At 71.2% G+C, this 21,965-nt stretch carries 20 protein-coding genes; 11 read left to right on the top strand and 9 right to left on the bottom strand.

From position 1 onward, the window contains the following. The first annotated feature begins 74 nt into the window (after positions 1–74). Complete coding sequence (locus tag AC1ROY_RS11560; protein ID WP_493148954.1) at positions 75–995, top strand: L,D-transpeptidase family protein; 921 nt, start codon at positions 75–77, stop codon at positions 993–995. A gap of 21 nt (positions 996–1,016) precedes the next feature. On the opposite strand, the gene AC1ROY_RS11555 is transcribed toward AC1ROY_RS11560, so the two are convergent. The 5 genes from AC1ROY_RS11555 to AC1ROY_RS11535 form a co-directional block, all read right to left on the bottom strand. Next, positions 1,017–1,871, bottom strand: coding sequence for a copper chaperone PCu(A)C domain-containing protein (locus tag AC1ROY_RS11555; RefSeq protein ID WP_493148953.1), 855 nt, complete (start codon positions 1,869–1,871; stop codon positions 1,017–1,019). Between the two features lie 13 nt (positions 1,872–1,884). Continuing rightward, on the bottom strand, positions 1,885–3,930 hold the full coding sequence (locus AC1ROY_RS11550; RefSeq protein ID WP_493148952.1) for a TonB-dependent receptor family protein: 2,046 nt from the start codon (positions 3,928–3,930) through the stop codon (positions 1,885–1,887). 62 nt (positions 3,931–3,992) lie between these two features. Further along, complete coding sequence (locus AC1ROY_RS11545; protein WP_493148951.1) at positions 3,993–4,376, bottom strand: DUF2946 family protein; 384 nt, start codon at positions 4,374–4,376, stop codon at positions 3,993–3,995. Between the two features lie 45 nt (positions 4,377–4,421). Beyond that, complete coding sequence (gene thpR, locus AC1ROY_RS11540) at positions 4,422–4,958, bottom strand: RNA 2',3'-cyclic phosphodiesterase (protein WP_493148950.1); 537 nt, start codon at positions 4,956–4,958, stop codon at positions 4,422–4,424. Positions 4,959–4,988: 30 nt separating this feature from the next. Then, the gene (locus AC1ROY_RS11535) at positions 4,989–5,558 is read right to left on the bottom strand and encodes an arylesterase (RefSeq protein WP_493148949.1); all 570 of its coding nucleotides are present in this window, start codon (positions 5,556–5,558) and stop codon (positions 4,989–4,991) included. Between the two features lie 85 nt (positions 5,559–5,643). Between AC1ROY_RS11535 and AC1ROY_RS11530 the strand changes: the two genes are divergently transcribed. From AC1ROY_RS11530 to AC1ROY_RS11520, 3 genes are all read left to right on the top strand, one after another. Next, positions 5,644–6,363, top strand: coding sequence for an ABC transporter ATP-binding protein (locus AC1ROY_RS11530; RefSeq protein ID WP_493148948.1), 720 nt, complete (start codon positions 5,644–5,646; stop codon positions 6,361–6,363). Continuing rightward, a complete protein-coding gene (locus tag AC1ROY_RS11525; RefSeq protein ID WP_493148947.1) occupies positions 6,360–8,858 on the top strand; it encodes an ABC transporter permease in 2,499 nt (832 codons plus the stop codon). The genes AC1ROY_RS11530 and AC1ROY_RS11525 overlap by 4 nt, the downstream gene beginning before the upstream one ends. A 120-nt stretch (positions 8,859–8,978) precedes the next feature. Further along, positions 8,979–9,776: a Bax inhibitor-1/YccA family protein gene (locus AC1ROY_RS11520; protein WP_493148946.1), complete on the top strand. Its 798-nt coding sequence runs from the start codon at positions 8,979–8,981 to the stop codon at positions 9,774–9,776. Positions 9,777–9,829: 53 nt separating this feature from the next. On the opposite strand, the gene AC1ROY_RS11515 is transcribed toward AC1ROY_RS11520, so the two are convergent. Together AC1ROY_RS11515 and AC1ROY_RS11510 are read right to left on the bottom strand one after the other, a co-directional pair. Further along, the gene (locus AC1ROY_RS11515; protein ID WP_493148945.1) at positions 9,830–10,039 is read right to left on the bottom strand and encodes a hypothetical protein; all 210 of its coding nucleotides are present in this window, start codon (positions 10,037–10,039) and stop codon (positions 9,830–9,832) included. After that, on the bottom strand, positions 10,023–10,427 hold the full coding sequence (locus AC1ROY_RS11510; RefSeq protein ID WP_493148944.1) for a MerR family transcriptional regulator: 405 nt from the start codon (positions 10,425–10,427) through the stop codon (positions 10,023–10,025). The genes AC1ROY_RS11515 and AC1ROY_RS11510 overlap by 17 nt, the downstream gene beginning before the upstream one ends. A gap of 329 nt (positions 10,428–10,756) precedes the next feature. Between AC1ROY_RS11510 and AC1ROY_RS11505 the strand changes: the two genes are divergently transcribed. The 7 genes from AC1ROY_RS11505 (at position 10,757) to AC1ROY_RS11475 (ending at position 19,820) form a co-directional block, all read left to right on the top strand. Beyond that, positions 10,757–11,830: a trypsin-like peptidase domain-containing protein gene (locus AC1ROY_RS11505; RefSeq protein ID WP_493148943.1), complete on the top strand. Its 1,074-nt coding sequence runs from the start codon at positions 10,757–10,759 to the stop codon at positions 11,828–11,830. Positions 11,831–11,915: 85 nt separating this feature from the next. After that, the gene (locus AC1ROY_RS11500; RefSeq protein ID WP_493148942.1) at positions 11,916–12,974 is read left to right on the top strand and encodes an alpha/beta hydrolase; all 1,059 of its coding nucleotides are present in this window, start codon (positions 11,916–11,918) and stop codon (positions 12,972–12,974) included. Next, positions 12,971–13,939: a D-2-hydroxyacid dehydrogenase gene (locus AC1ROY_RS11495; RefSeq protein WP_493148941.1), complete on the top strand. Its 969-nt coding sequence runs from the start codon at positions 12,971–12,973 to the stop codon at positions 13,937–13,939. Before AC1ROY_RS11500 ends, AC1ROY_RS11495 begins: the two co-directional genes overlap by 4 nt. Then, the gene (locus tag AC1ROY_RS11490; RefSeq protein WP_493148940.1) at positions 13,939–15,147 is read left to right on the top strand and encodes a M20/M25/M40 family metallo-hydrolase; all 1,209 of its coding nucleotides are present in this window, start codon (positions 13,939–13,941) and stop codon (positions 15,145–15,147) included. The genes AC1ROY_RS11495 and AC1ROY_RS11490 overlap by 1 nt, the downstream gene beginning before the upstream one ends. A 106-nt stretch (positions 15,148–15,253) precedes the next feature. Further along, positions 15,254–16,219, top strand: a complete 966-nt coding sequence (locus AC1ROY_RS11485) for a Bug family tripartite tricarboxylate transporter substrate binding protein (protein ID WP_493148939.1) — start codon at positions 15,254–15,256, stop codon at positions 16,217–16,219. Then, positions 16,220–18,490, top strand: a complete 2,271-nt coding sequence (locus AC1ROY_RS11480; RefSeq protein WP_493148938.1) for a penicillin acylase family protein — start codon at positions 16,220–16,222, stop codon at positions 18,488–18,490. Between the two features lie 187 nt (positions 18,491–18,677). After that, positions 18,678–19,820 (top strand): benzoate/H(+) symporter BenE family transporter, encoded by a 1,143-nt coding sequence (locus AC1ROY_RS11475; protein ID WP_493148937.1) that lies wholly within the window; start codon positions 18,678–18,680, stop codon positions 19,818–19,820. On the opposite strand, the gene AC1ROY_RS11470 is transcribed toward AC1ROY_RS11475, so the two are convergent. Then, complete coding sequence (locus AC1ROY_RS11470; protein ID WP_493148936.1) at positions 19,815–20,777, bottom strand: Gfo/Idh/MocA family protein; 963 nt, start codon at positions 20,775–20,777, stop codon at positions 19,815–19,817. The two genes, AC1ROY_RS11475 and AC1ROY_RS11470, sit on opposite strands and share 6 nt — an antisense overlap. Then, positions 20,767–21,927, bottom strand: coding sequence for a 4-hydroxybenzoate 3-monooxygenase (gene pobA / locus AC1ROY_RS11465; protein WP_493148935.1), 1,161 nt, complete (start codon positions 21,925–21,927; stop codon positions 20,767–20,769). Before pobA ends, AC1ROY_RS11470 begins: the two co-directional genes overlap by 11 nt. Positions 21,928–21,965 lie beyond the last annotated feature (38 nt).

The following is a 21,965-nucleotide window of genomic DNA, read 5'->3' as shown; positions in this document are numbered from 1 at the left end:
TGTGATTTTGTCTGTTACAATGCTCCGGCATCAATCCTGGTCCGTGCCGCTTCATGATACAGACCCGTCGTTCCTTGGCCCGCTCCGTCCTCTACGGATCGGCTTCGGCCGTTCTCGGCTCCGGCGCGGCCTCCGCGCAGACCCGGATCGCCGCCGCGCAGATCCCGGCGCCGGTGATCCTTCCCCCGCTCTCCGCGCCCGACACGCGCGACCAGCTCCGCGCGGCGCAGTCCAACCTCCCCCTCAACCACCGCAGCCGCGCCGCCGTGGAGCGCACGCTGGAGCGGCTGGACGACATGGGGACGGACCTCTCCGCCGGCCGCTCCATCCTGGTGAACATCGCCTCCGCCGAGCTCATCGCCTATGAGGGCGGCCTGGAGGTGCTGCGCTCCCGCGTCATCGTCGGCGGCGCCCGCACGCGCACGCCGCAGCTCGCGACCTACGTCACCACGGTGCGGTTCCATCCGCCCTGGTACGTGCCGGCCAGCATCGCGCCTGAGATCCGCGCCAATGGCGCCGCGGGCTTCAACCAGGTGGGCGGCCGCCTGATCCAGCCGCCGGGGCCGACCAACCCGCTCGGGCCGCTGCGCATCGGCCTCGAGAATTCCGACGGCATCTTCCTGCACGGCACCAACCGGCCGGGCCTCTTCGCGCGCCCCAGCCGCACGCTGTCCCACGGCTGCGTGCGCGTGGAGCGCGTGCGCGACCTCGCGGCCTGGCTGCTGGACACGACGCCGGCCTCGGTGGACGCCACGCTGGCCACGGGCCGCACCCAGGACATCCACCCCCTCCAGGAGGTGCAGGTGGCGCTGGCCTATCTGACGATCTGGCCGGACCGGAGCGGGCAGCTGGTCGCGCATGCGGACAGCTACGGGCTGGACGTGCCGGGGGCGCGCCGGGCCTCGTTCCGGAAGGTGTTCCGCCCGGCGCCGATGACCCAGGAGCAGATGGAAGCGGCGGCGCGACTGCCGCCGCCGGACGACAACCCGCTCTGACCCGGGAGCCCCCGGACGACGTCAGTGCTGGTGGCCCTGCATCTGCATGGGCGCGCGGGCCCCGGCCGCCTGCACCGCCATGTTCACCGTCACCTGCCCGGCCCGCTCGAAGCGCAGCGTGACCGGCACGGTCTGGCCCACCGCGAGCGGCCGGGTCAGCCCCATCATCATCATGTGCAGCCCGCCCGGCGCCAGCGTCACACTGCCGCCCGCCGGCACCGGGATGTTCTCGACCGGGCGCATGCGCATCACGTCGCCCTCGCGCAGGCTCGTGTGCAGCTCCACCCGCGCGGCCGCCGGCGAGCTGGCCGCGACCAGCCTATCCGCCTCGGCGCCGGTGTTGCGGATGGTGACGAAGCCCGCGCCCTGCGCCCCCTGCCCGGCCGCGCGCGTCCAGGCATTGGACAGCGCCAGCGGGCCTGCCGTCACCGCGCCCGGCGCCTGGGCCAGTTGCAGCAATGGCGCGGGAAAGCGAGGCCGGGGCTCGCCCGCGACCGCGAGCTGCGTCCAGGCCGCGACCGTCTCGCCGCAGCGCTGCGTCACCGGGAAAGCCACGGCCTCGCCGCCGCGGTCGGGCGTGCGGACCATCATCACGAACTCGTCGTACCAGGCGTCCGGCAGCAGGCCGCCGCGCCAGGCGATGGAGGCGCCGGGCTCGATGGCGATCTCCCAGCCGGGCTTGGGCATGGGGCGCGCGACGGTCATGCCCTCCGGCAGCGCGACCTCGATCGCCGTGGTCGCGGCGCCGCCGCAGCCATGGCCGACCCGGAAGGCGAGCCGCGTGTAGGCGCCGGGCTGCGCCTCCGCAGGCTCGATCGTGACATGTGCAAAAGCCGGCGTGGCGGCCGTGAGCATCAGGGCAAGAAGCTTTTTCATCGGCGTTGATCCTTCAGAAGCGATAGCGCGCGCCGGCATAGGCCGAGCGCCCGAAGCCGGGTTCGAACAGGGCCTGGTTGCCCGCGACGGGGGCGACCGAGGCGGAGGAGATGTAGCGCCGGTCCGCCAGGTTGCGCGCCTCCAGGAAGACGCCGAGGCGGCCTTCCATGAAATCGGCGCCGGCGCGCAGGCCGATCAGCGCGTAGCTGTTGGTGCGCACCGTGTTGGCATTGTCCACGAAGAAGCCCTCGGGGACGTAGTCGACATTGGGCGCGATCCAGAAGCCGGCGGTATGGCGGTAGCGCGCCTCCGCCCGCAGCACGTGCCGGGGCACGCCGGGGAGCTGGTTGTTGCCGTAGGTCCGATCGCCATCGAAGGTGAAGTCGCTGAAGGTATAGGCGCCGCGCAGCGTCACGCTGTCGCCCTGGGAGAAGAGGCTCCGGCCTGCCTCGACCGTTCCCGCCAGCTCGACGCCCTGATGGATGGTGCGATCGGCATTCTGCGCGAAACTGCTGCCCGAGGTCGGTCCCATGAAGAGCTGGATCTCCTTGTCGATCCAGCTGCGGTAGGCCGCCAGCTCGAAGCCGAAGCGCCCGGCCGTCCCGCGCGTGCCGATCTCGAGCGTGGCCGCCCGCTGCGGCTTCAGCAGGCTGAACCCGCCGAGCGGAACGAGCGAGACGAGATCCGACAGGGTCGGCGGCTCGGTGGACCAGGTGACGTTGCCATAGACCTGGGCGGTGGGCGTCGCCTGCCAGAGCAGGCCGGCGCGCGGGTTGATCCAGTTCCAGCGGCCCGATCCACCCAGCGCCGGATTCAGCCGGTTCTCGCTGGAGCGCCTGGCCCCGCCGCCCGAGACGCCGGTGACGAAGGCCAGCCGCGGAAGGACATAGAGGCTGTTCTCGAAGTAGCCGGTGAAGTTCTCTGCTTTGTCCCAGGACGAGAAGGTCTGCGCGCCCCGGTTGGCGTTCAGGTTGACGAAGCGGCGATTGTCGTTGGTGCCGTAGGCATAGTTGAAGCCGCCCGTGAGCCGGTTGCGCATCCCTCCGATCGCTCCGTCCCAGGTGCCGCGCGCGAAGAGGTTGAAGTCGTTCGTCTGGTTGTCGACGTATTGGAAGATCGGGTGGTTGAGCTGCCGCGAGACCCAGCTGCCGCCGAACTCCAGCGTGGTCTCGGCATTGACCTGGACCGTCGTGCGCGACCCCATCCGGTAGCTGTCGATGTTGCGCTGGTAGTTCAGCGCCAGATTCGACGCATTGGCCATGCGCGGCGAGTTCAGCGCCTGGCTTCGGGTGAGCGAGCCGGGAATGTATTGCTGGATGGAGTTGTGCGTGAAGTAGAAGCGCGTCTCTGCATTGTCCGCGATCCGGTAGCCGATATTGAGGTTCAGCCGGCCGCTGTTGCCCTGGCTGTGATCGCGATAGCCGTCCTGGGTGGCCATGGTGCCGCTGATCCAGCCATCCATCGGCCCGTAGACGCCGCCGCCGCTGATCTGCCCGCGGGCGAATCCCCAGCTGCCGCCCTCGACACGGAGGTTCGCGCCGGGGGCGTCCCGACCCGTCGGCGTCACGAAGTTCAGCGCGCCGCCGAGCGTGTTGGCGCCAAGCGAGAAGGCGTTTCCGCCCCGAAGCACCTCGACACGCTGGAAGGTCAGCGGGTCCAGCTCCTGGAAATCACCGCTGCCATCGGCCTGGGTCACCGGGATCCCATCCTGCAGCAACAGCACACCGCGCATGTGGAAGTTCCGCGCGATCCCGGAGCCGCGGATGGAGAGGCGCGAATCCTCGCCCCATTTGGGCTGGGCGAAGACGCCGGGCGTGTATTCCAGCATGTCGCGGATGCCGGTCGTGCCGGGGCGGTCGAGGAATTCGCTGGCGGGCACCACGGTATTGGCGCCGGGACTTGACCAGAGCCGGACCTGCGCCTCGGCATTGGTCGGGACCGTGAGCGAGGGCGTCGGAGCCGTCACCTGCATCTCGGGCAGGCTGGTGGTCTGGGCAAAGACGGGAGGGGCGAAGGCGAACAACGGCGCGCAGAGCGCAGCACGGCGAAGTCTGGACATGAAACGTTTCCATCACGAACGAGAACGGGCGCTCCGCCGCTGACGCAGCGGAGCTGACGGGTTCAGGCCGTGAGGGAGGGTGGTGCCCTTGTCGGATAGGGCGGCGCGCGGGCCGGCGGCAGCAACCGTGCCTCGCCGGCGGCGTGCCAGGCGATGGTCTCGCCCGTCCAGGCCGGCAGGGCCAGCATCGGCGGCTCGGGCAGGTTCACCGCCGGCATGCCGTGGCAGACGGGGCAGAAGCCGCCCTCGTGCGAGGCGGGCGCCTGGTCGGGCAGCGGATTGCCCTGCTCGTCCAGGTGGATGACCTTCACGCCGTCGATCGAGCAGATCTCGATGGCGTCGCCGCCATGCGACAGGCCGCTCAGGCAATGCGCCACGGCCACGCCCGACTGCCAGAACAGCAGCGCGGCCATCAGCCGGATCAGCAGGGCGCGGGACTTTGCCACGCCGGAAGCTTTAGGCGGGAAGCCCGCCTCTCTCAAGCCGTCCCATCAGGCCGCCAGGGCGTATTCGACCTCGGGCGTGTAGACCGCCTGCTCCTTCCCGAGCCGCGAGGAGAAGAGCACGAAGTGCTCCACCATCACCGGCTCGGTGCGGAACAGGTTGTGCGCCTGCACGAAGCCCGCGAGCTTCGGCACCGCCGCGCCGTCGGTCCGCGCGATGGTCACGTGCGGCGCGAACTTCTTGCGTTCCGGCGGCAATCCAGCGCGTTGCAGGGCGGTCTCGATCTTGGCCTGCAGATGCGCGAGGCCCGGCGTGCGCCCGGCCACCACGTGCAGCGACTGCACCCGACCCGCCTTCTCGAAGGTGCCGAGGCCGGAGAGGCTGAGCTCGAAGGGCTTGGCGCGGATATTGGCGAGGGCGATGTCGAGTTCCTCGGCCATGTAGCCCGGCACCTCGCCGATGAAGCGGAGGGTGAGGTGGTAGTTCTCCGGCGGCACCCACCGGACCCCCGGGATTCCCCCGCACATGGCGGCCAGACGGACCTTTACCTCCTGCGGAAGGTCAAGAGCGACGAAGAGACGCATGGGCTGGGCCCCCTTCCCGGATTCGCCCCATTATCCTGCGGCGGCAGGTGGCACCCGGTCCAGAAGTTGTTCGGTGACAGGGAGAATCCGCCGCACGATCTCGGCGACGCCCGCCTGGTTGGGGTGGATGTTGTCCGCCTGGTTCAGCCCGCGCTGGGCGGCCACGCCGTCGAGGAAGAAGGGGTAGAAGAGGATGTCCGGCCGCTTGGCCACGGCGTCGCGATAGACAGCCTCGAAGGCGCGGCCATAGTCGGCGCCGAGGTTGGGCGGCGCCAGCATGCCCGCGAGCAGCACGGGAATCCGCCGCGCCTCCAGCCGCGAGAGGATGGATTCCAGCGCCTCGGCCATCCGCGCCGGCGGCAGGCCGCGCAGCCCGTCATTGGCGCCCAGCGCCACGATCGCCGCCTGCGGCCGCTCGGCCAGCGCCCAGTCGAGCCGGGCGGAGCCGCCGGCCATGGTGTCGCCGGAGACGCCGGCATCGATCACCCGGACCTGGCGGCCGGCCGCGACCAGCGCCTGCTGCAGCCTGGGCGCGAAGCCCTCGCCCCGGGGCAGCCCGTAGCCGGCGGTGAGGGAATCGCCGAGCGCCAGAAGCCTCACGGGTGACGTTCCCTGTGCGAGAGCCGGTGTAGCGAAAAGCAACAAAACCTTTTGCAGCGCAGCGCGCCGGCCATATGCAGTGGTCATGAACAAGCTGACAGCCTCCGCCACGCCGCTGATCGCGGCGCGAAATCTCACCTTCGAGGTGGGGTCCAGCGCCGGCCGGGTCAACATCCTGAAGGGGGTCGACCTCCAGATCGGCGAAGGCGAGGCCGTCGGCATCATCGGCCCCTCCGGTTCCGGCAAGACTTCGCTGCTCATGCTGCTGGCGGGGCTGGAGCGCGCGACCTCGGGGCACCTAACCGTGGCGGGGCGCGACCTCTCCGCCCTCGGCGAGGACGCGCTGGCCCGCTTCCGGCGCGAGGAGGTGGGCATCGTCTTCCAGTCCTTCCACCTCGTGCCCACCATGTCGGCGCTGGAGAACGTGGCGCTGCCGCTGGAATTCGCCGGCGACGAGCACGCCTTCACCCGCGCCGAGGCCGCGCTCAAGGCCGTGGGCCTCGGCCACCGGCTGACGCATTATCCCGGCCAGCTCTCGGGCGGCGAGCAGCAGCGCGTGGCCGTGGCCCGCGCCTTCGTTGCCCTGCCCCGCCTCATCCTGGCCGACGAGCCCACCGGCAACCTGGACCGCGCCACGGGCCTCGCGGTGATGGACCTGCTCTTTGACCTCCGGGAGAAATTCGGGACCACCCTGATCCTGATCACCCATGATCCCGCGCTGGCCGCCCGCTGCGAGCGGCAGATCCGCATCGAGGACGGGCTGATCACCAGCGACACCGCCGCCATGGCGGAAGCCGCGGAATGAGGAACCTGCGTCTCGGCTGGACCCTGGCGCGGCGCGAGCTGCGCGGCGGCACCAGGGGCCTGCGCATCGTGCTGGCCTGCCTGGCGCTGGGCGTCGCGGCCATCGCGGCCGTGGGCAGCCTTCGCGCCGGCGTGCAGGCCGGGCTGCAGGCCGACGGCGCGCGCATTCTGGGCGGCGACCTCGAGATCCGCTCCGGCAACCAGCCCGCCGAGCCCCAGGTGCTCGACTGGGTGCGCGCCCGCGGCGGCACGGTCAGCGGGGTGGTTCTGCTGCGGAGCATGCTCATCGCCGATAACGGCGAGCGCATGCTGGTGGAGCTGAAGGCCGCCGACGAGCGCTATCCCCTCTACGGCACGCTCGGGCTGGAGCCGGCCGTGCCGCTGCAGGGCGCGGTCGTGGCGGTCGAGCCGAGCATCGCCGAGCGGCTCGGCGTCTCCCCCGGCGACAGGCTCCGGCTCGGGGAGTCCGAGGTCACCCTGGCCGCCCGCATCACCGAGGAGCCGGACCGCGTCGCCACGCCCACCATCTTCGGCCCGCGCGCCATCCTGCCGCTGAGCCAGCTCGACGCCACCGGCCTGATCCAGCCGGGCAGCCTCGTCACCTATGAATACCGCATCCGCCTGCCGGAGGGCCTCACCGCCCGTGCCTTCTCGGCCGAGCTCGCCGCGGCCTTCCCCGGCGCCTCCTGGCGCATCCGCCGCGCCGACCAGGCGGATCCCGGGGTGAACCGCTTCCTCGACCGCGCCGCCTCCTTCCTGACGCTGGCCGGGCTGACGGCGCTGCTCGTCGGCGGCATCGGCGTGGCGACGGGGGTGCGCGCCTGGCTGGAGGCGCGGGCGCGGACCATCGCGACGCTGCGCTGCATGGGCGCGCCGACGGCGGCCATCTTCTCCGCCTATCTGATCCAGGTGCTGGCGCTCTCGGTGCTGGGCATCGCGATCGGGCTGGTGACCGGGCTTTTCCTGACCTGGCTCGCCGCCCAGGCCCTGGGGGCGGCGCTGCCCATCCCGCCCCGGCTCGCCATCTATCCGGCGCCGCTGGCCATGGCCGCGCTCTTCGGCCTGCTGACCGCGCTCTCCTTCGCGCTCTGGCCGCTCGGCCGCGCGGGGCGAATCCCCGGCGCCGCGCTGTTCCGCGACGTGCTGGGGACCGAGGGCGCCTGGGTCGGCTGGAAGGTCGCCGGGGCCAATGCCCTGGCCGCGATCGCCCTGGTCGCGCTGGTCATCTTCACGGCCGACCGGCCGCTCTTCGGCCTGTATTTCTGCCTGGGCGCGCTGGCGGCCATGGCCCTGTTCCGCGGCGGCGCCTGGCTGCTGATGGCCGCCGCCCGCGCGCTGCGCGGCATCCGGCGGCCCTCCTGGCGCCTCGGGCTGGCCAATCTGCACCGACCCGGAAGCTCCACGCCGATCCTGCTGGTGGCGCTCGGCCTCGGCCTGACCACGCTGGCCGCCATCGCGCAGATAGAGGGCAACCTGCGCAACGCGATCGGCAGCGAGATGCCGGCCCGCGCGCCCAACTTCTTCTTCATCGACATCCAGCCCGACCAGGCCGTGCGCTTCGACGAGATCGCCCGCGCCACGCAGGGCGTCGAGGAGGTCCGCCGCGTGCCGAGCCTGCGCGCCCGGGTCGTCGCGGTGAAGGGCGTGCCCGCCGAGCAGGTGCAGGTCAGCCAGGACAGCGCCTGGGCGCTGCGCGGCGATCGCGGCCTCACCTATGTCGGCCCCATGCCGGAGGGCACGCGCGTCGTCGCAGGGCAATGGTGGGCGCCGGACTACGACGGCCCGCCGCTGGTCTCCTTCGACGCCAACATCGCCCGCGGCTGGGGCGTGAAGATCGGCGACACCATCACCATCAACGTGCTGGGCCGCGACATCGACCTGACCATCGCCAACCTCCGGCAGGTGGAGTGGCGGAGCCTGGGCATGAATTTCTCGCTCATCGCCTCGCCCGGGCTGCTCTCGGCCGCGCCGCACACGCACATCGCCACCGTCCGCGGCGACGCGGCCTCGGACGCCACGCTGCTGCGGCGGATCACCGACGCCTTCCCCAACGTCTCCGGCATCCGCGTGCGCGAGGCGCTGGAGCAGGTGGCGGCCCTGCTCGCCCGCATCGGCGGCGCGCTGACGGCGACCGGCTCGGTCACGCTGCTGGCCGGCGCGCTGGTGCTGGCGGGCGCCGTTGCCGCCGGGCAGCGCCGGCGCGTGCGCGAGGCGATTTTGTTCAAGACCATCGGCGCCACGCGAGGGCAGGTTCTGCGCGCCTTCCTCGTCGAGTTCGGCGTGCTGGGCGCCTTCGCCGGCGCGCTGGCGGCGCTGGCCGGCACGGCGGCGGCCTACGGCGTTGTCACCGGCGTCATGAACCAGCCCTGGGTTTTCCTGCCGGGAACCCTGGTGGTGACGGTCGCCGGATGCATGCTGCTGGTCCTGAGCTTCGGCTATGCCGGGACGGCGCTGGCTTTGCGCGTCCGACCGGCGCCATTGTTGCGCAACGAATGAGGCGACTCGCCGGCCAGCGAGCCGCGTTCCGGGGCTTCCGAAATCCGTTGAAACGGATTACAGAAACTCCATATCATGGCCGTACGGGTCCATAAGGGCCCTTTTGGAGGATATCACTTCATGGCTTTCCAACCCGAATCGCGGTGGACGCAGCCCCAAGGGGCCACGCCGCAAGGCTGGGGCCGCACGGCTGGCGTGGATGCCGCCTCGCTCGACGCCGGCCTGCGCGCCTACATGCTGCGCGTCTACAACTGGATGGCGTCCGGCCTGCTGCTGACCGGCATCGTCGCCTACATGATCGCGAACGTGCCTGCGGTGCAGGAGTTGTTCTTCACCGTCGTCCGCACGCCCCGCGGCTACGCGACGGCGCCGACCATCCTCGGCTACGTCGCGATCTTCGCGCCGCTGGCCTTCGTGCTCGCGCTCTCCTTCGGCATCAACCGGATGAGCAAGACGACGGTGCAGGCGCTGTTCTGGACCTTCTGCGCGGTGATGGGCGCCAGCATGGCGAACATCTTCATCGTCTACACCGCGACGTCGATCGCCAGCACCTTCTTCATCACGGCCGGCATGTTCGCCGCGATGAGCCTGATCGGCTACACGACGAAGACCGACCTGACGAAGATGGGCAGCTTCCTGATGATGGGGCTGATCGGCATCATCCTGGCCTCGCTGGTCAACATCTTCCTGCAGTCGCCGGCCGTGGCCTTCATGGTCTCGATCCTGGGCGTCCTGATCTTCTGCGGCCTCACGGCCTATGACACGCAGCGGATCAAGAACGACTACATCGAGTACTCCTATGCCGAGGGCACGGAGGAGGCGGGCAAGCGCAGCGTGATGGACGCGCTGGGCCTTTACCTGAACTTCATCAACCTGTTCCAGTTCCTGCTGCAGTTCATGGGCGTCCGCCGGGACTGATCAGGACCTGATCCACGAAACGAGGCCCGGCGGAGCGATCCGCCGGGCCTTTTTCATGCCGGGATGACGGGCTTCAACCCGGACGCCTCGATGGCAAGGAGGAGCGTCTCCAGGTCCAGCCTCGTATCCGCGCAGACATGGCCGCTCGCGGGGTCGACCGTCACGACGGCGGCGGGATCGCGCGCCTCGACCGCCAGGACCAGTGCCTCGCGGGCGAGCCGGCAGGCCATGCCCTCCACTGCCACCTCAAGGATGGTGGACATCCGCCTTGCCTTCCATGTGCTCCAGGATGGGGCATTCCGGCCGGTCGTTGCCCTGGCAGTTCCGCGCGAGGTGCCGCAGCGAATCCGCCACGGCCCGCAGCGAGCGGGCCTTCTCCTCCAGCGCCTCCACATGGCTGAGCGCGATGCGGCGCACCTCCGCGCTCTGGCGGGTGTCGTCGCGCCAGAGGCCCAGCAGCCGCTTCACCTCGGAGAGCGGGAAGGCCAGGTCCCGCGCATGCCGGATGAAGCGCAGCACCGCCACGTTCTGCTCGGTATAGGCCCGGTAGTTGTTCTTCCGCCGCTGGGGCTGGATCAGCCCGAGGGTCTCGTAGTGCCGGATCATCTTGGCGCTGACGCCGCTTGCTGCGGCCGCCTCACCGATATTCATGCTTCGTCCTCCGAATTGCCGAGGTCGCCATACCCATCCGCGGGGCCCCTCGCGGCCGTGCAGGGGCCGATGCCACGGTCTCCTGCCATCACAGGGTCAGCTTCCCAAACGCGGCAAGGGCCGGTCCGGTGGCGGCCGGATTGAGATTTGGCGATTTTTTTGCGGCGCGTTCCGCCCGCGGCCACGGCGCGCCGAGTCGCCGGCCGGGAAGGGATCGGAAAAGGGTGCCGCCTGTCATTCGCCATGAGGTCCGCGCCGGAGCCCTCATCATAGGAACGTCAAATAGGAAGCACCTTGCTCTGGCGCAAAGCCTCGCGCACATCTCTTCCATGCGTTCCCTCCTTTTCGCGATCCTCCTCGGCCTGGCGCTGGCATCCCCCGCGCTGGCGCAGGGGGCTGCCGAGCCTCCGGGATTCCGGGTCGTCAACCGGACGGGCGCCGACGCCACCCAGCTCTTCGCGGTGCGCAGCCCCCGAGGCGGCCAGGGCGACTGGGGCGGCAACCTCCTGCGCCCCGACCGGCCGCTGACCGACGGCGGCGGTTTCCGCGTGACCCCCAATGCCGATGCCGGCTGCCGCTTTGATTTGCGCCTCGTGCTGTCGGACACGCGCGAGGTGCTGTTGCGCGACCACGACATCTGCGCGAATCGCAACATCGAACTCGCCAATGCCCGGCCGCCCGCGCCGGCGGCGGCGCGGCAGCCCACCTCCGGCCCGCTGGCTGGCCCCGCCCCCGGCACGCAGCAGGCGCCGCCCAATGCCCAGGCGAGGACGGTCTCCACCGGCACCGGCTTCCTGGTGGCGGACGGGCGCGTGATGACCAACCACCACGTGGTGGACAACTGCAATCGCATCATCCTGCGCACACCCACCGGCCATTGGCTGGCCGCCGTGCCGCCGGCGCGGATGGACGCGGCGCTGGACGTCGCGGTGCTGAACGTGCCTGGCCTCGTCGGCCCCGCCGTCGCCTTCCGCACCGCGCCCGCCATCCGCCGCGGCGAGGGGGTGGTGGCCTACGGCTTCCCGCTGGCGGGCCTGCTCAGCTCCGACCCCAAGCTCACGCGCGGCGAGGTCAACGGCCTGCGCGGCATCGGCGACAACCCGAACCAGTACCAGATCAGCGCCGAGGTCCAGCCGGGCAATTCCGGCGGGCCGCTGGTGGATATGCAGGGCAACATCGTGGGCGTGGTCGTCTCCAAGCTGAACGCCCAGGCCGTGAGCCGCCGGACCGGCGACATCGCCCAGAATGTGAATTTCGCGGTGCAGGGCCAGGCGGCGCTGGGCTTTCTCCGCCGTGCCGGTGTGAACGCGCGGACGGCCGAGAGCACCGGGCCGGAGCGCAGCGCGCCGGATATCGGCGAGATCATCCACCGCAGCACCCTCTTCATCCGCTGCGAGCGATGATGCGGCCCCGCAACGTCGCCGGGGCCCACCCCTCGCGGAACCCCGCGCCCTTGGCTAGTCTGCGCCCAACCCCAGGGAGATTTCCATGCAACGCCGCGCATTGCTTGCCGCCCCGATCCTCACCCCTGGCCTCGCCGCGCCCGTGCTCCTGACCTCGCAGGCGCAAGCGCAGGCGCCGCGCATCCTCACCGAGGAGTTCATGGTGCCCGCTGGCGAGGCCAGCCCTGGCATCGAGATCTTCGTCCGCAACAAGCGGCCGGAGACCATGACCTCCTTCTCGCCGGGACGCACGCTCATCATGGTGCATGGCGCGACCTACCCCGCGCACACCGCCTTCGACCTGCCGCTCGGCGGGCTGTCCTGGATGGACTACATCGCCGGCCGCGGCTTCGACGTCTGGTGCATGGACATCCGCGGCTATGGCCGCTCGACCCGCCCGCCCGAGATGTCCCAGCCGCCCGAGGCCAACCCGCCGATCGTGCGCGGCGAGACGGCGGTCCTCGACATCGCGGCCGTCTCCGCCTTCGTGCGCGGCCGCCGCTCCATCCCGAAATGCATCCATCTCGGCTATTCCTGGGGCACGGCGCTGATGGGCCGCTTCGCGGCCGACAACCCCGCGGTGGTCGAGCGGCTGGTCCTCTACGCGCCGGTCTGGCTGCGGCAGACGGCCTCGCTGGCCGATCCCGGCGGCGAGCTCGGCGCCTATCGCTACGTGACGCAGCAGGCCGCGCGCGAGCGCCGCGGCGCCGGCGTGCCCGAGGCGGCGCGCGCCGCCCTCGTGCCGGCCGGCTGGTTCGAGCACTGGGCCGGCGTCACCTGGGCGACCGACCCCGAGGGCCTGCGCCGCAACCCGCCCGCGCTGCGCGCGCCCAACGGCAGCACCGCCGATGGCCGCGAGTTCTGGTCCGCCGGCAAGCCCTTCTACGAGCCGGGAAAAATCACCGCGCCGACGCTGCTGGTCCTCGGCGAATGGGACCAGGACACGCCGCCCTACATGGCGCAGACGCTCTTCCCGCTGCTCACGGCCTCGCCGGGCAAGCGGCTGGTGCTGCTGGGCGAAGGCACGCATGGGATGTGGATGGAGCGCAACCGCGGCGCCCTCTTCCAGGCGGTGCAGGTGTTCCTCGAGGAGGCTGCTGCGTGAGTTCCTTTCCTGATACGCCTACGATCTGCTTCGCCCATGTCGTCTACCGCAACGGCGACCGCTTCGCCGAGCGCGGCGGTCCCTACCCCTCCTTCGAGGTGCGCACGCTGGAGGAGCTCCAGGCCCGGGCCGGCGAGGCCGACGTGCTGGTCTGCAGCGGCTTCTGGCGCAACAGCCTGCCCGAGCTCGCGCCCCGGCTGAAGTATGTGCAGGCGCTGTCCTCCGGCACCGACGCCTTCGACCGCGGGGTGCTGAAGCAGCACGGCATCACCCTCTGCAACGCGGCCGGCGCCAATGCCGCGGCGGTGAGCGAGCATGCGGTCGGGCTGATGCTGGGCATGGTGCGCCGGCTCTTCGTCGCGCGCGACGACCAGCACCGGAAGCACTGGGCGGGCATGAAGGGCGACTTTGCCATCCGCGAGGACGAGCTGGCCGGCAAGACGGCCATCGTCGTGGGCATGGGCAATATCGGCGTCCGGCTGATCAAGCTGCTCAAGGCCTTCGAGATGACGGTCATCGGCATCCGCGCGAATCCGGCCTCCGGTGCCGCGGGCGCCGACGAGGTGCATGCGACCTCCGAGCTGCCCAGCCTCCTGCCCCGCGCCGATTTCGTGGTCCTGGTCTGCCCGCTGACGCCAGAGACGACGAACCTCATCGACGCCAGCGCCTTCGCGCTGATGAAGCCCACCGCCTATCTCGTGAACTGCGCACGCGGCAAGGTGGTGGACGAGGAGGCCCTGATCGAGGCGCTGCAGTCGGGCCGCATCAAGGGTGCGGGCCTCGACGTGATGGCGGTGGAGCCGCTGCCGCAGGATTCGCCGCTCTGGACCCTGCCCAACGCCTTCCTCGCCCCGCATACGGGCGGCGAGACCTGCGCCTTCGAGGACAATGTGCTCGACATCATGATGGAGAACATCGACCGGCTGAAGGGCGGCCGGACGGACCTGGTGAACAAGATCGTCTGATGACCACCGAGGAGACCATCGCCGCCATCCGGGCGGACCAGAAGTACAGGTCGGCCTGCGACACCATGCGGGCCGAGCACGACCGCATCGTGGGCGACATCATCGCCCTGACGGAGATCCCGTCCCCGCCCTTCGGCGAGGAGAAGCGGGCCGCCGCCTATCTGGAGATGCTGAAAGCCCATGGGCTGGAGGAGGTCAGCCAGGACGAGGTCGGCAACGTCTTCGGCCTGCGCCGGGGCTTCGGCAATGGCGACATCATCGTCGTCGCCGCGCATCTCGACACCGTCTTCCCGGCCGGCACGGATGTGCGCGTCCGACGCGAGGGCACCAGGCTCTTCGCGCCGGGCGTGGGCGACGACACGCGCAGCCTTGCCGTGAATCTCGGCTTCCTGCGTGCCATGGATGCGGCGGGCATCCGCACGCGGCACGACATCCTCTTCGTCGGCGATGTCGGCGAGGAGGGGCTGGGCGACCTGCGCGGCATCCGCCACCTCTTCGCCAGCCACCCGAAGCGCGAGCGCATCCGCGCCTTCTTCACGGTGGACAGCCCGGAAGTGGACCGGATCGTGACCGGCGGCATCGGCTCGCGGCGCTACCGCGTGGTGTTCAAGGGGCCGGGCGGGCACAGCTTCGCGGCCTTCGGGATGGTGAACCCCATGTACGCCATGGCCGAGGCGGCGCGGACGCTGGCGGCGATCCAGGTGCCGCGCGAGCCGGTGACGACGCATTGCGTCAGCGTGGTCGGCGGCGGCACCTCGATCAACGCCATCCCCGAGACGGTGACCATGGAGGTGGACCTCCGCTCCGCCTCGCTGGACGAGCTGAACAGGCTGGACAAGGCGTTTCTGGCCGGCGTGGACGCCGCCGTGGCAGCCGAGAACGCGGCGCGCGACGGCACCATCACGGTGGAGCTGATCCGCGTCGGCGACCGGCCGGCCGGGCACACGCCCAACGGCACGCCGATCGCGCGGCTGGCCGCGTCCGCGGTGGCGGCGGAGGGGTACACGCCCTCCTTCGAATGGTCCTCCACCGACGCCAATATCCCGATGAGCCTCGGCATTCCGGCCCTGCGCATCGGCTCCGGCGGCAAGGGCGGGCGGGCGCATTCGCTGGAGGAGTGGATCGACGTGGAGATCGAGGGCTCGCTGCGCGGCATGCGCGCGAGCCTTGCGACCATCCTGGCCGTGGCCGAGATGGAAACCGCCTGATGGCCCGCGTCGTCCCTATGGGCGACGTACGCCTCAAGACTTTGGTCATCTATACTCGTCCCAATGGCGAAGGCCGCGTCCAAGCGGCCCGCCGATCGGGAGAGACATGACCATGCAGCGCCGCGCCATCCTCGCCACGCCCTTCCTCGCCTCCGGCGCCTTCGCCCAGGGCGCGTGGCGCCCGAGCCGCCCGATCAACATCATCGTGCCCTTCGCGGCCGGCTCCGGGACGGATTCGGTGGCGCGCGTGGTGGCGCAGATGCTCTCGGCCGAGCTCGGCGGCGCCAATATCACCGTGGAGAACCGCGCCGGCGCCAACGGCACCATCGCCGCGACGGCGGTGATGCGCAGCCCGGCCGACGGTCATACGCTCTTCATCACCACGAACACCACGCACGCCGCCAATCCCTGGCTGCTGAAGCGGCTGGACTACGACCCGATCGCGGACTTCACGCCGCTCAGCAAGCTCGGCAACTACATCTTCTGGCTGACGGTCAACGCTGAGGTCCCGGCGCGCTCCTTCCAGGAGTTCATCGCCCTCGCCCGCGCGAACCCGGGGCAGATCAGCTACGCCAGCGGCAACGGCACGGGCATCGTGGCCGGCGCCACCATCGCGCGCCTCTCCGGCGTCGAGATGCTGCACGTGCCCTACCGCTCCACGCCGCCGGCCATCACCGACGTCATCGCCGGGCGCGTCTCCAGCATCGTGATCGACCTGACGCCGTCGATGGGCCATGTGCGCGAGGGGCGGCTGCGGCCGCTCGGCATCACCAATGCCGCGCGCTCGGCCCTGGTGCCCGACGCGCCGACGCTGGCCGAGCAGGGGCTGGCGGGCTTCGACCTGCTGAGCTTCGCCGCCCTCTTCGGCCCCGCCCGCCTGCCGCCCGAGGTCACGACGACGCTGGGCGAGGCCATGCAGCGCATCGGCGCGCGTCCCGAATACCGCGCGCGCATGGCCGAGATGGGCTTCGACGGCGGCACCTCCACCCCCGCGGAGCTCGGCGAGTTCATCCAGCGCCAGATCGCCGCCTGGGGCGAGATGATCCGCGGCGCGGGCATCGAGCCAGAATAGATGGTGCGCCGGCGCCGCAGATCCGGCTGGTGGCGCCGGCTGATCGCGGGCTTCTGGCTCCTAGTGGTCGCCGTGCTGCTGGTGGGCGCCACGGCGATCTGGCGGACCATCCCCTCCGACAACATGGAGCTGCAAATCGCCGGCCTCTCGGCCCCGGTGACAATCGCCCTGGACGAAGCTGGCATCCCCCGAATCCGTGCCCGAACCGAGCGGGATGCCGCCATCGCCATCGGCTTCCTGCATGCGCGGGACCGCCTGTTCCAGATGGAGATGATGCGCCGCGGCGCGCAGGGCCGGCTGTCCGAGATCGCCGGCAGCGCCACGCTCCGCAACGACCGCTTCGTCCGGCTGCTCGGCCTCGCCCAGCGCGCCGAGGCCGACTACGCGGCGCTGGATGCCGACACGCGCGGCATGCTGGAGGCCTATGCCATCGGCGTGAACGCCTGGATCGGCGAGCGCGGCCGCTTCTCGGCGCCCGAGTTCCTGGCCCTCGGCACGCCGGAATACTGGCAGCCCGCGCATTCCCTGCTCTGGGCCAAGGTGATGGGGCTCTGGCTGTCCAACAACTGGCGCACCGAGCTGGAGCGCGCGCGGCTCGCCGGCGCGCTGCCGGCCGAGCGGCTGTGGGACCTCTGGCCGGCCGACCGCAGCGCCGGCCGGCCCGACGTCGCCGCGCTGTCCGGGCTGGACCGGATGCTGGCGGCGATCCCGGTCTTCGGCGAGGACGCCCCTCTGCCCGACACGGCCTCCAACGCCTGGGCCGTGGCGCGGGGGGCCGCCGGTGCGCCGATACTCGCCTCCGACCCGCATCTCGGCTACGGCGCGCCGATCCTCTGGTACCTGGCGCGGATCGAGCTGCCGGACGGGCGCTTCCTCGCGGGCGGGACGGTGCCGGGCGTGCCGCTGGTGCTGATCGGCCGCAACGCCGACCTCGCCTGGGGCTTCACCACCACCCATTCCGACACGCAGGACGTCTTCCGGGAGCCGGAGAGCGCGGCGCGCGTGGTCAGGACCGAGATCATCCACGTCCGTGGCGAGCCGGACGTCACGATGGAGGTGCGCGAGACCGCCAACGGCCCCGTCATCTCCGACCTCGACGAGATGCCGCGCACCGACGGCGAAGTGCTGGCCGTGCACATGGCCAACCTCGAGCCGAACGACACGGCCGCCGCCGGCTTCCTCGCGCTGAACCGCGGGCGGAGCATCGCCGATGCCCGGGCCGCCGCGGCGCTCATCACCTCGCCGCCGCAGAACATGATGGTGGCGGACCGCGCGGGCGGGATCGCCATGTACCTCACGGGACGCACGCCCATCCGCGGCGCGGGCGACGGCAGCGTGCCGGGCTCCACGCCCTGGACCGGCTTCCTGCCCTTCGACGAGCTGCCGCATGTCGAGAACCCCGAGAGCGGCCTGCTGGTGAACGCCAACAACCGCGTCAGCCCGCCGGACCATCCCGTCTTCCTCTCGCGCGAGTGGTATGGCGACTGGCGCTTCCGGCGCATCCACCAGCTGCTGGCCGAGCCCGCGCCGCGCGACGAGGACCGCTTCGCCGCCATCCAGATGGACGCGGTCTCCCTGCTGGCGCGCGAGGCGCTGCCGGTGCTGAACGCCCTGCCCCGCGGCACGGGCGCGCTGGGCCAGGCGCAGGCGCTGCTGGCGGACTGGGACGGCGAGATCCGCGAGGACCTGCCACAGCCGCTGATCTGGAACGCCTTCATGCGCCGCATGCCGGCGCTGGCGCTGCGGCGCGCCGGCATCCCCAGCGCGCCGGGCAGCCCGGAATTCCTGCGCTTCCTGCTGCTCGACCCCGATGCCGGCTGGTGGTGCGGCGGCGACTGCCGGGCCATGGCGGCGCTGGCCATGGCGGAGGTGGTGGCCGAGCTGGCGCAGACCCATGGCGCGGACCCGACGGCCTGGCGCTGGGGCGCCGTGCACCGGGCCGTCTTCGAGCATCCGCTGCTGCGCATGATCCCTGGGCTGAACCGGGCGATCGAGCTGGCCGTGCCAGCGTCGGGCGACGACCAGACCGTGCAGCGGCAGGGGCCGCGCGGCGGCGCCGGCGGCTTCGACGCGGTGCACGGAGCGGGGCTGCGGATGGTGGCGGACCTCTCCACGCCCGACGGGATCTACGCGGTGATCGCCACGGGGCAGTCGGGCAACCCGCTCTCCGGCCATTGGGGCGACCTGCTGGGGAGCTGGCATGAGGGCCGCCTGCGCCAGATCCCGCGCGAGCCCGCGGAGACCGCGGGGCGCATCCGGCTGGCGCCATAGGGGTGGATTGAGGAGGGCTCTGCCCTCCTCAAACTCCACCCGCCAGGGCTTTTGGCCCTGGACCCTTAAACTGTTAGGTTCCAAGGGCCTTTCGGCCTTTGGTGGGGTGGGTCTGGGAGGGGCGAAGCCCCTCCCAGGGCGCGCCAAAATGCCGTAGAGCCGTCTCGCCAACCGGAAATCCTGAATCATGCTGCAGCCCGTCCTTCTGGGCCTCCTGGCGGCCTTCGTCGGCTTCGCCTCCTCCTTCGCCGTGGTGCTGCAGGGATTCTCGGCCATGGGCGCGACGCCCGAGCAGGCGGCCTCGGGGCTCGTGGTGCTATGCCTGCTGATGGGGCTGCTGGGCGGCGCCTTCTCGATCGTCTGGCGCATGCCGATCTCCATCGCCTGGTCCACGCCCGGCGCCGCGCTGCTGGCGACGAGCGGCGCGCCGGAGGGCGGCTTCCCGGCGGCGGTGGGCGCCTTCCTCGCGGCCTCGCTGCTGCTGATCCTGGCCGGGCTGTGGCGGCCCTTCGCGCGGGCGGTGGAGCGCATCCCGCCCGCCATCGCGGCCGCCATGCTGGCGGGCGTGCTGCTGGACCTCTGCCTCGCGCCGGTGCGCGCGGTGGGCACGCTGCCCTGGCTCGCGCTGCCGGTGGTGCTGGCCTGGGCGCTGATGCTGCGGGTCCACCGGCTCTGGGCGGTGCCGGCGGCGGTCGCAGTCGCCGTGGTGGCGCTGGTGACGGGGCCGGGCCTGCCCGGCGGCGGCACCTGGCAGGCACCGGAGCTCAGCTGGGTCACGCCGAGCTTCCATGCGGGCGCGATGGTGGGGATCGCGCTGCCGCTCTTCCTGGTGACCATGGCCTCACAGAACCTGCCGGGCTTCGCGGTGCTTTCCGCCAATGGTTACCACATCCGGATGCGGCCGGTGTTCCTGGCGACGGGCGCGGGCAGCTTTCTCGGCGGCTTCTTCGGGGGGCAGCTGGTCAACCTCGCGGCCATCACGGCGGCGCTCTGCGCCGGGCCCGAGGCGCATCCGGACCCGCAGCGGCGCTGGATCGCCGGCGTCTTCGCGAGCCTCGGCTATCTCGGCTTCGCGCTGATCTCGGGCGTGGCGGCGAGCGTGGTCGCGGCGGCGCCGCCCCTGCTGATCCAGGCCGTGGCCGGGCTGGCGCTGCTGGCCTCGCTGGCCGGGGCGCTGTCCATCGCGCTCGGGAACGAGGCGATGCGCATCCCGGCCATCGTGACCTTCGTCGTTACCGCCTCCGGCCTCAGCGTGGGCGGGATCGGGCCGGCCTTCTGGGGGCTGGTGGCGGGAGGAAGCCTGATGCTGCTGCTCAGACCGAAGTCATGAGGCGAGAATGCCTTCCACCGCCTCCATGATGGACAGTGCCTCGGCGAGGCTGGCCAGCTCCGTCTCCTCGCCGCGCGTGAGTGCCGCGAGCTTGTCCAGCTGGCCCGCCAGGGTCAGCGGGCGCATCTCGGCATTCGGCATGGCGTCGGGTGCCGCGCGCCACTGGCCGTCGGCATCCAGCTTCTCGGCATAGGACCAGTCGCGCAGCCGCAGCTGGCCCTTGCTGCCGATGATGGTGGTGAGGTTGTGCTCGTCCGCCGTGGTGGTGCCGACGCCGCCGGTCAGCGATACCGGCACGTCTCCGGCCCAGAGGCGGGCGGAGATGGCGGTCTCGGAGCCGTCGCCTGGCGGGTAGGTCACGCTCGCCTCGGCCAGGCGGAGCGGGCCGCCCCAGCGCTGGGTCAGGAAGAGGAAGTGCGAGACGACCTCGCGCGTGAAGCCGCCATCCGCCCGCTTGGACAGCCAGGAGGCCGCGCCCTTCTGCCAGCCACGCGGCCATCCCGCGAAGTCAGCCTTGATCTCGACGCGCTCGATCCGGCCGATCTCCGGGCGCCAGCGGCGCAGCTGCGCGATGGTCGGCGAGGAGGCCATGGGGAAATTCACCGCGGCGCGCTGTCCCCTGGCGCCGGCCACGAATTCGCGCGCGGCGGGAACGTCGGAGGCCAGCGGCTTCTCCAGGAACAACGCCTTGCCGGCCGCCAGCGCGGCCTTGCCGAGGGCGATGTGCGAGTCCGGCGGCGAGGCGACATAGACCGCATCGGCCGCAGCGATGACCTGCTCCACCGAACCACTCATCGCGATATCGCCGGTGATCCCGGCCAGCCGCTCCACCGCCGCGGGCGACGGATCCCACACGGCCACGACCTCGGTGCCATCATGCGCCAGCGCCGCGCGCATGAGCCGCTCGCCCATGATGCCGACGCCGATGATGCCGAGTTTCAGGCGATCAAATGTCATAGGGCAGTCCCACATATTGCTCGGCCAGCGCCGTGCGCGCGGCCTCGGAGTGAACGAGGTAGTCGAGCTCGGCGACCTGCACGCGATGCTCGAAGGGGTCGTCGCCGCTGTAGCGGTGCAGCATCGAGGTCATCCACCAGGAGAAGCGCTGCACCTTCCAGACCCGCTTGAGGCAGATCTCGCTATAGCGGTCCATCAGGGCAGTATCACCGCGGGCGTAGAAGGCGGTGAGCGCCGCCGCCAGCACGCGGACATCTGCCACGGCGAGGTTCATGCCCTTGGCGCCGGTCGGCGGGACGATATGCGCGGCGTCACCGGCCAGGAAAAGGCGGCCGTGACGCATGGGCTCGGCCACGAAGCTGCGCATGCCCGTGACGCCCTTCTGGATGATTTTCCCCTCGTTCACGGCGCCGAGGCGGGTCTGTAGCGCTTCCCAGATGCGCTCGTCCGGCCACAGGGCGAGGTCCTCGTCCGGCGCGCATTGCAGGTAGAGGCGCGAGAGGATGCTGCTGCGCATGGTGGCCAGGGCAAAGCCGTCGGCATGGCGGGCGTAGATCAGCTCGTGGCTGATGGGCGGCGCCTCGGCCAGGATGCCGAGCCAAGCGAAGGGATAGACGCGCTCGTAGATGCGCAGCACCTCCGGCGGCATGGCCTCGCGCGAAGGGCCATGAAAACCGTCGCAGCCGGCGATGACGTCGCAATGCAGCTCCTGCGCCAGGCCGTCCTTCTTCCAGGTGATTCGCGGATGGTCGGTGGCGATGTCGTGCAGCGCGACATCCTCCACCTCGAAATGGAGCGGGCGCCCCGTTTCCAGCTGGGCGGCGACCATGTCCTTCACCGCCTCCTGCTGGCCGTAGATGGTGACGCGCTTGCCCGTCAGCCCCTGCAGATCGATGCGGTGGGAGCCGCCGTCAAAGCGCAGCTCCAGCCCGTCATGCGCCAGGCCCTCGCGCAGCAGTCGGTCGCCGAGGCCGGCCTCGACCAGCGTGTCCACAGCCCCCTGTTCCAGGAGCCCAGCCCGGATGCGGCCCTCGATGTAGGGGCGCGAGCGGTCCTCCAGCACCACGCTGTCGATGCCGACGCGGTGCAGCAAATGCGCCAGCAGCAGCCCCGCCGGCCCAGCCCCGATGATCCCGACCTGAGTCCGCATCGGCTACCCCGCTACCCTAGATTCCCCGAATGGCGCAG

The sequence above is a fragment of the Roseococcus sp. GW821-FHT12F05 genome (genome assembly GCF_058806835.1).
The sequence above is the reverse complement of the archived record's forward strand: the minus strand, read 5'-3'. Positions and strand labels throughout refer to the sequence as shown.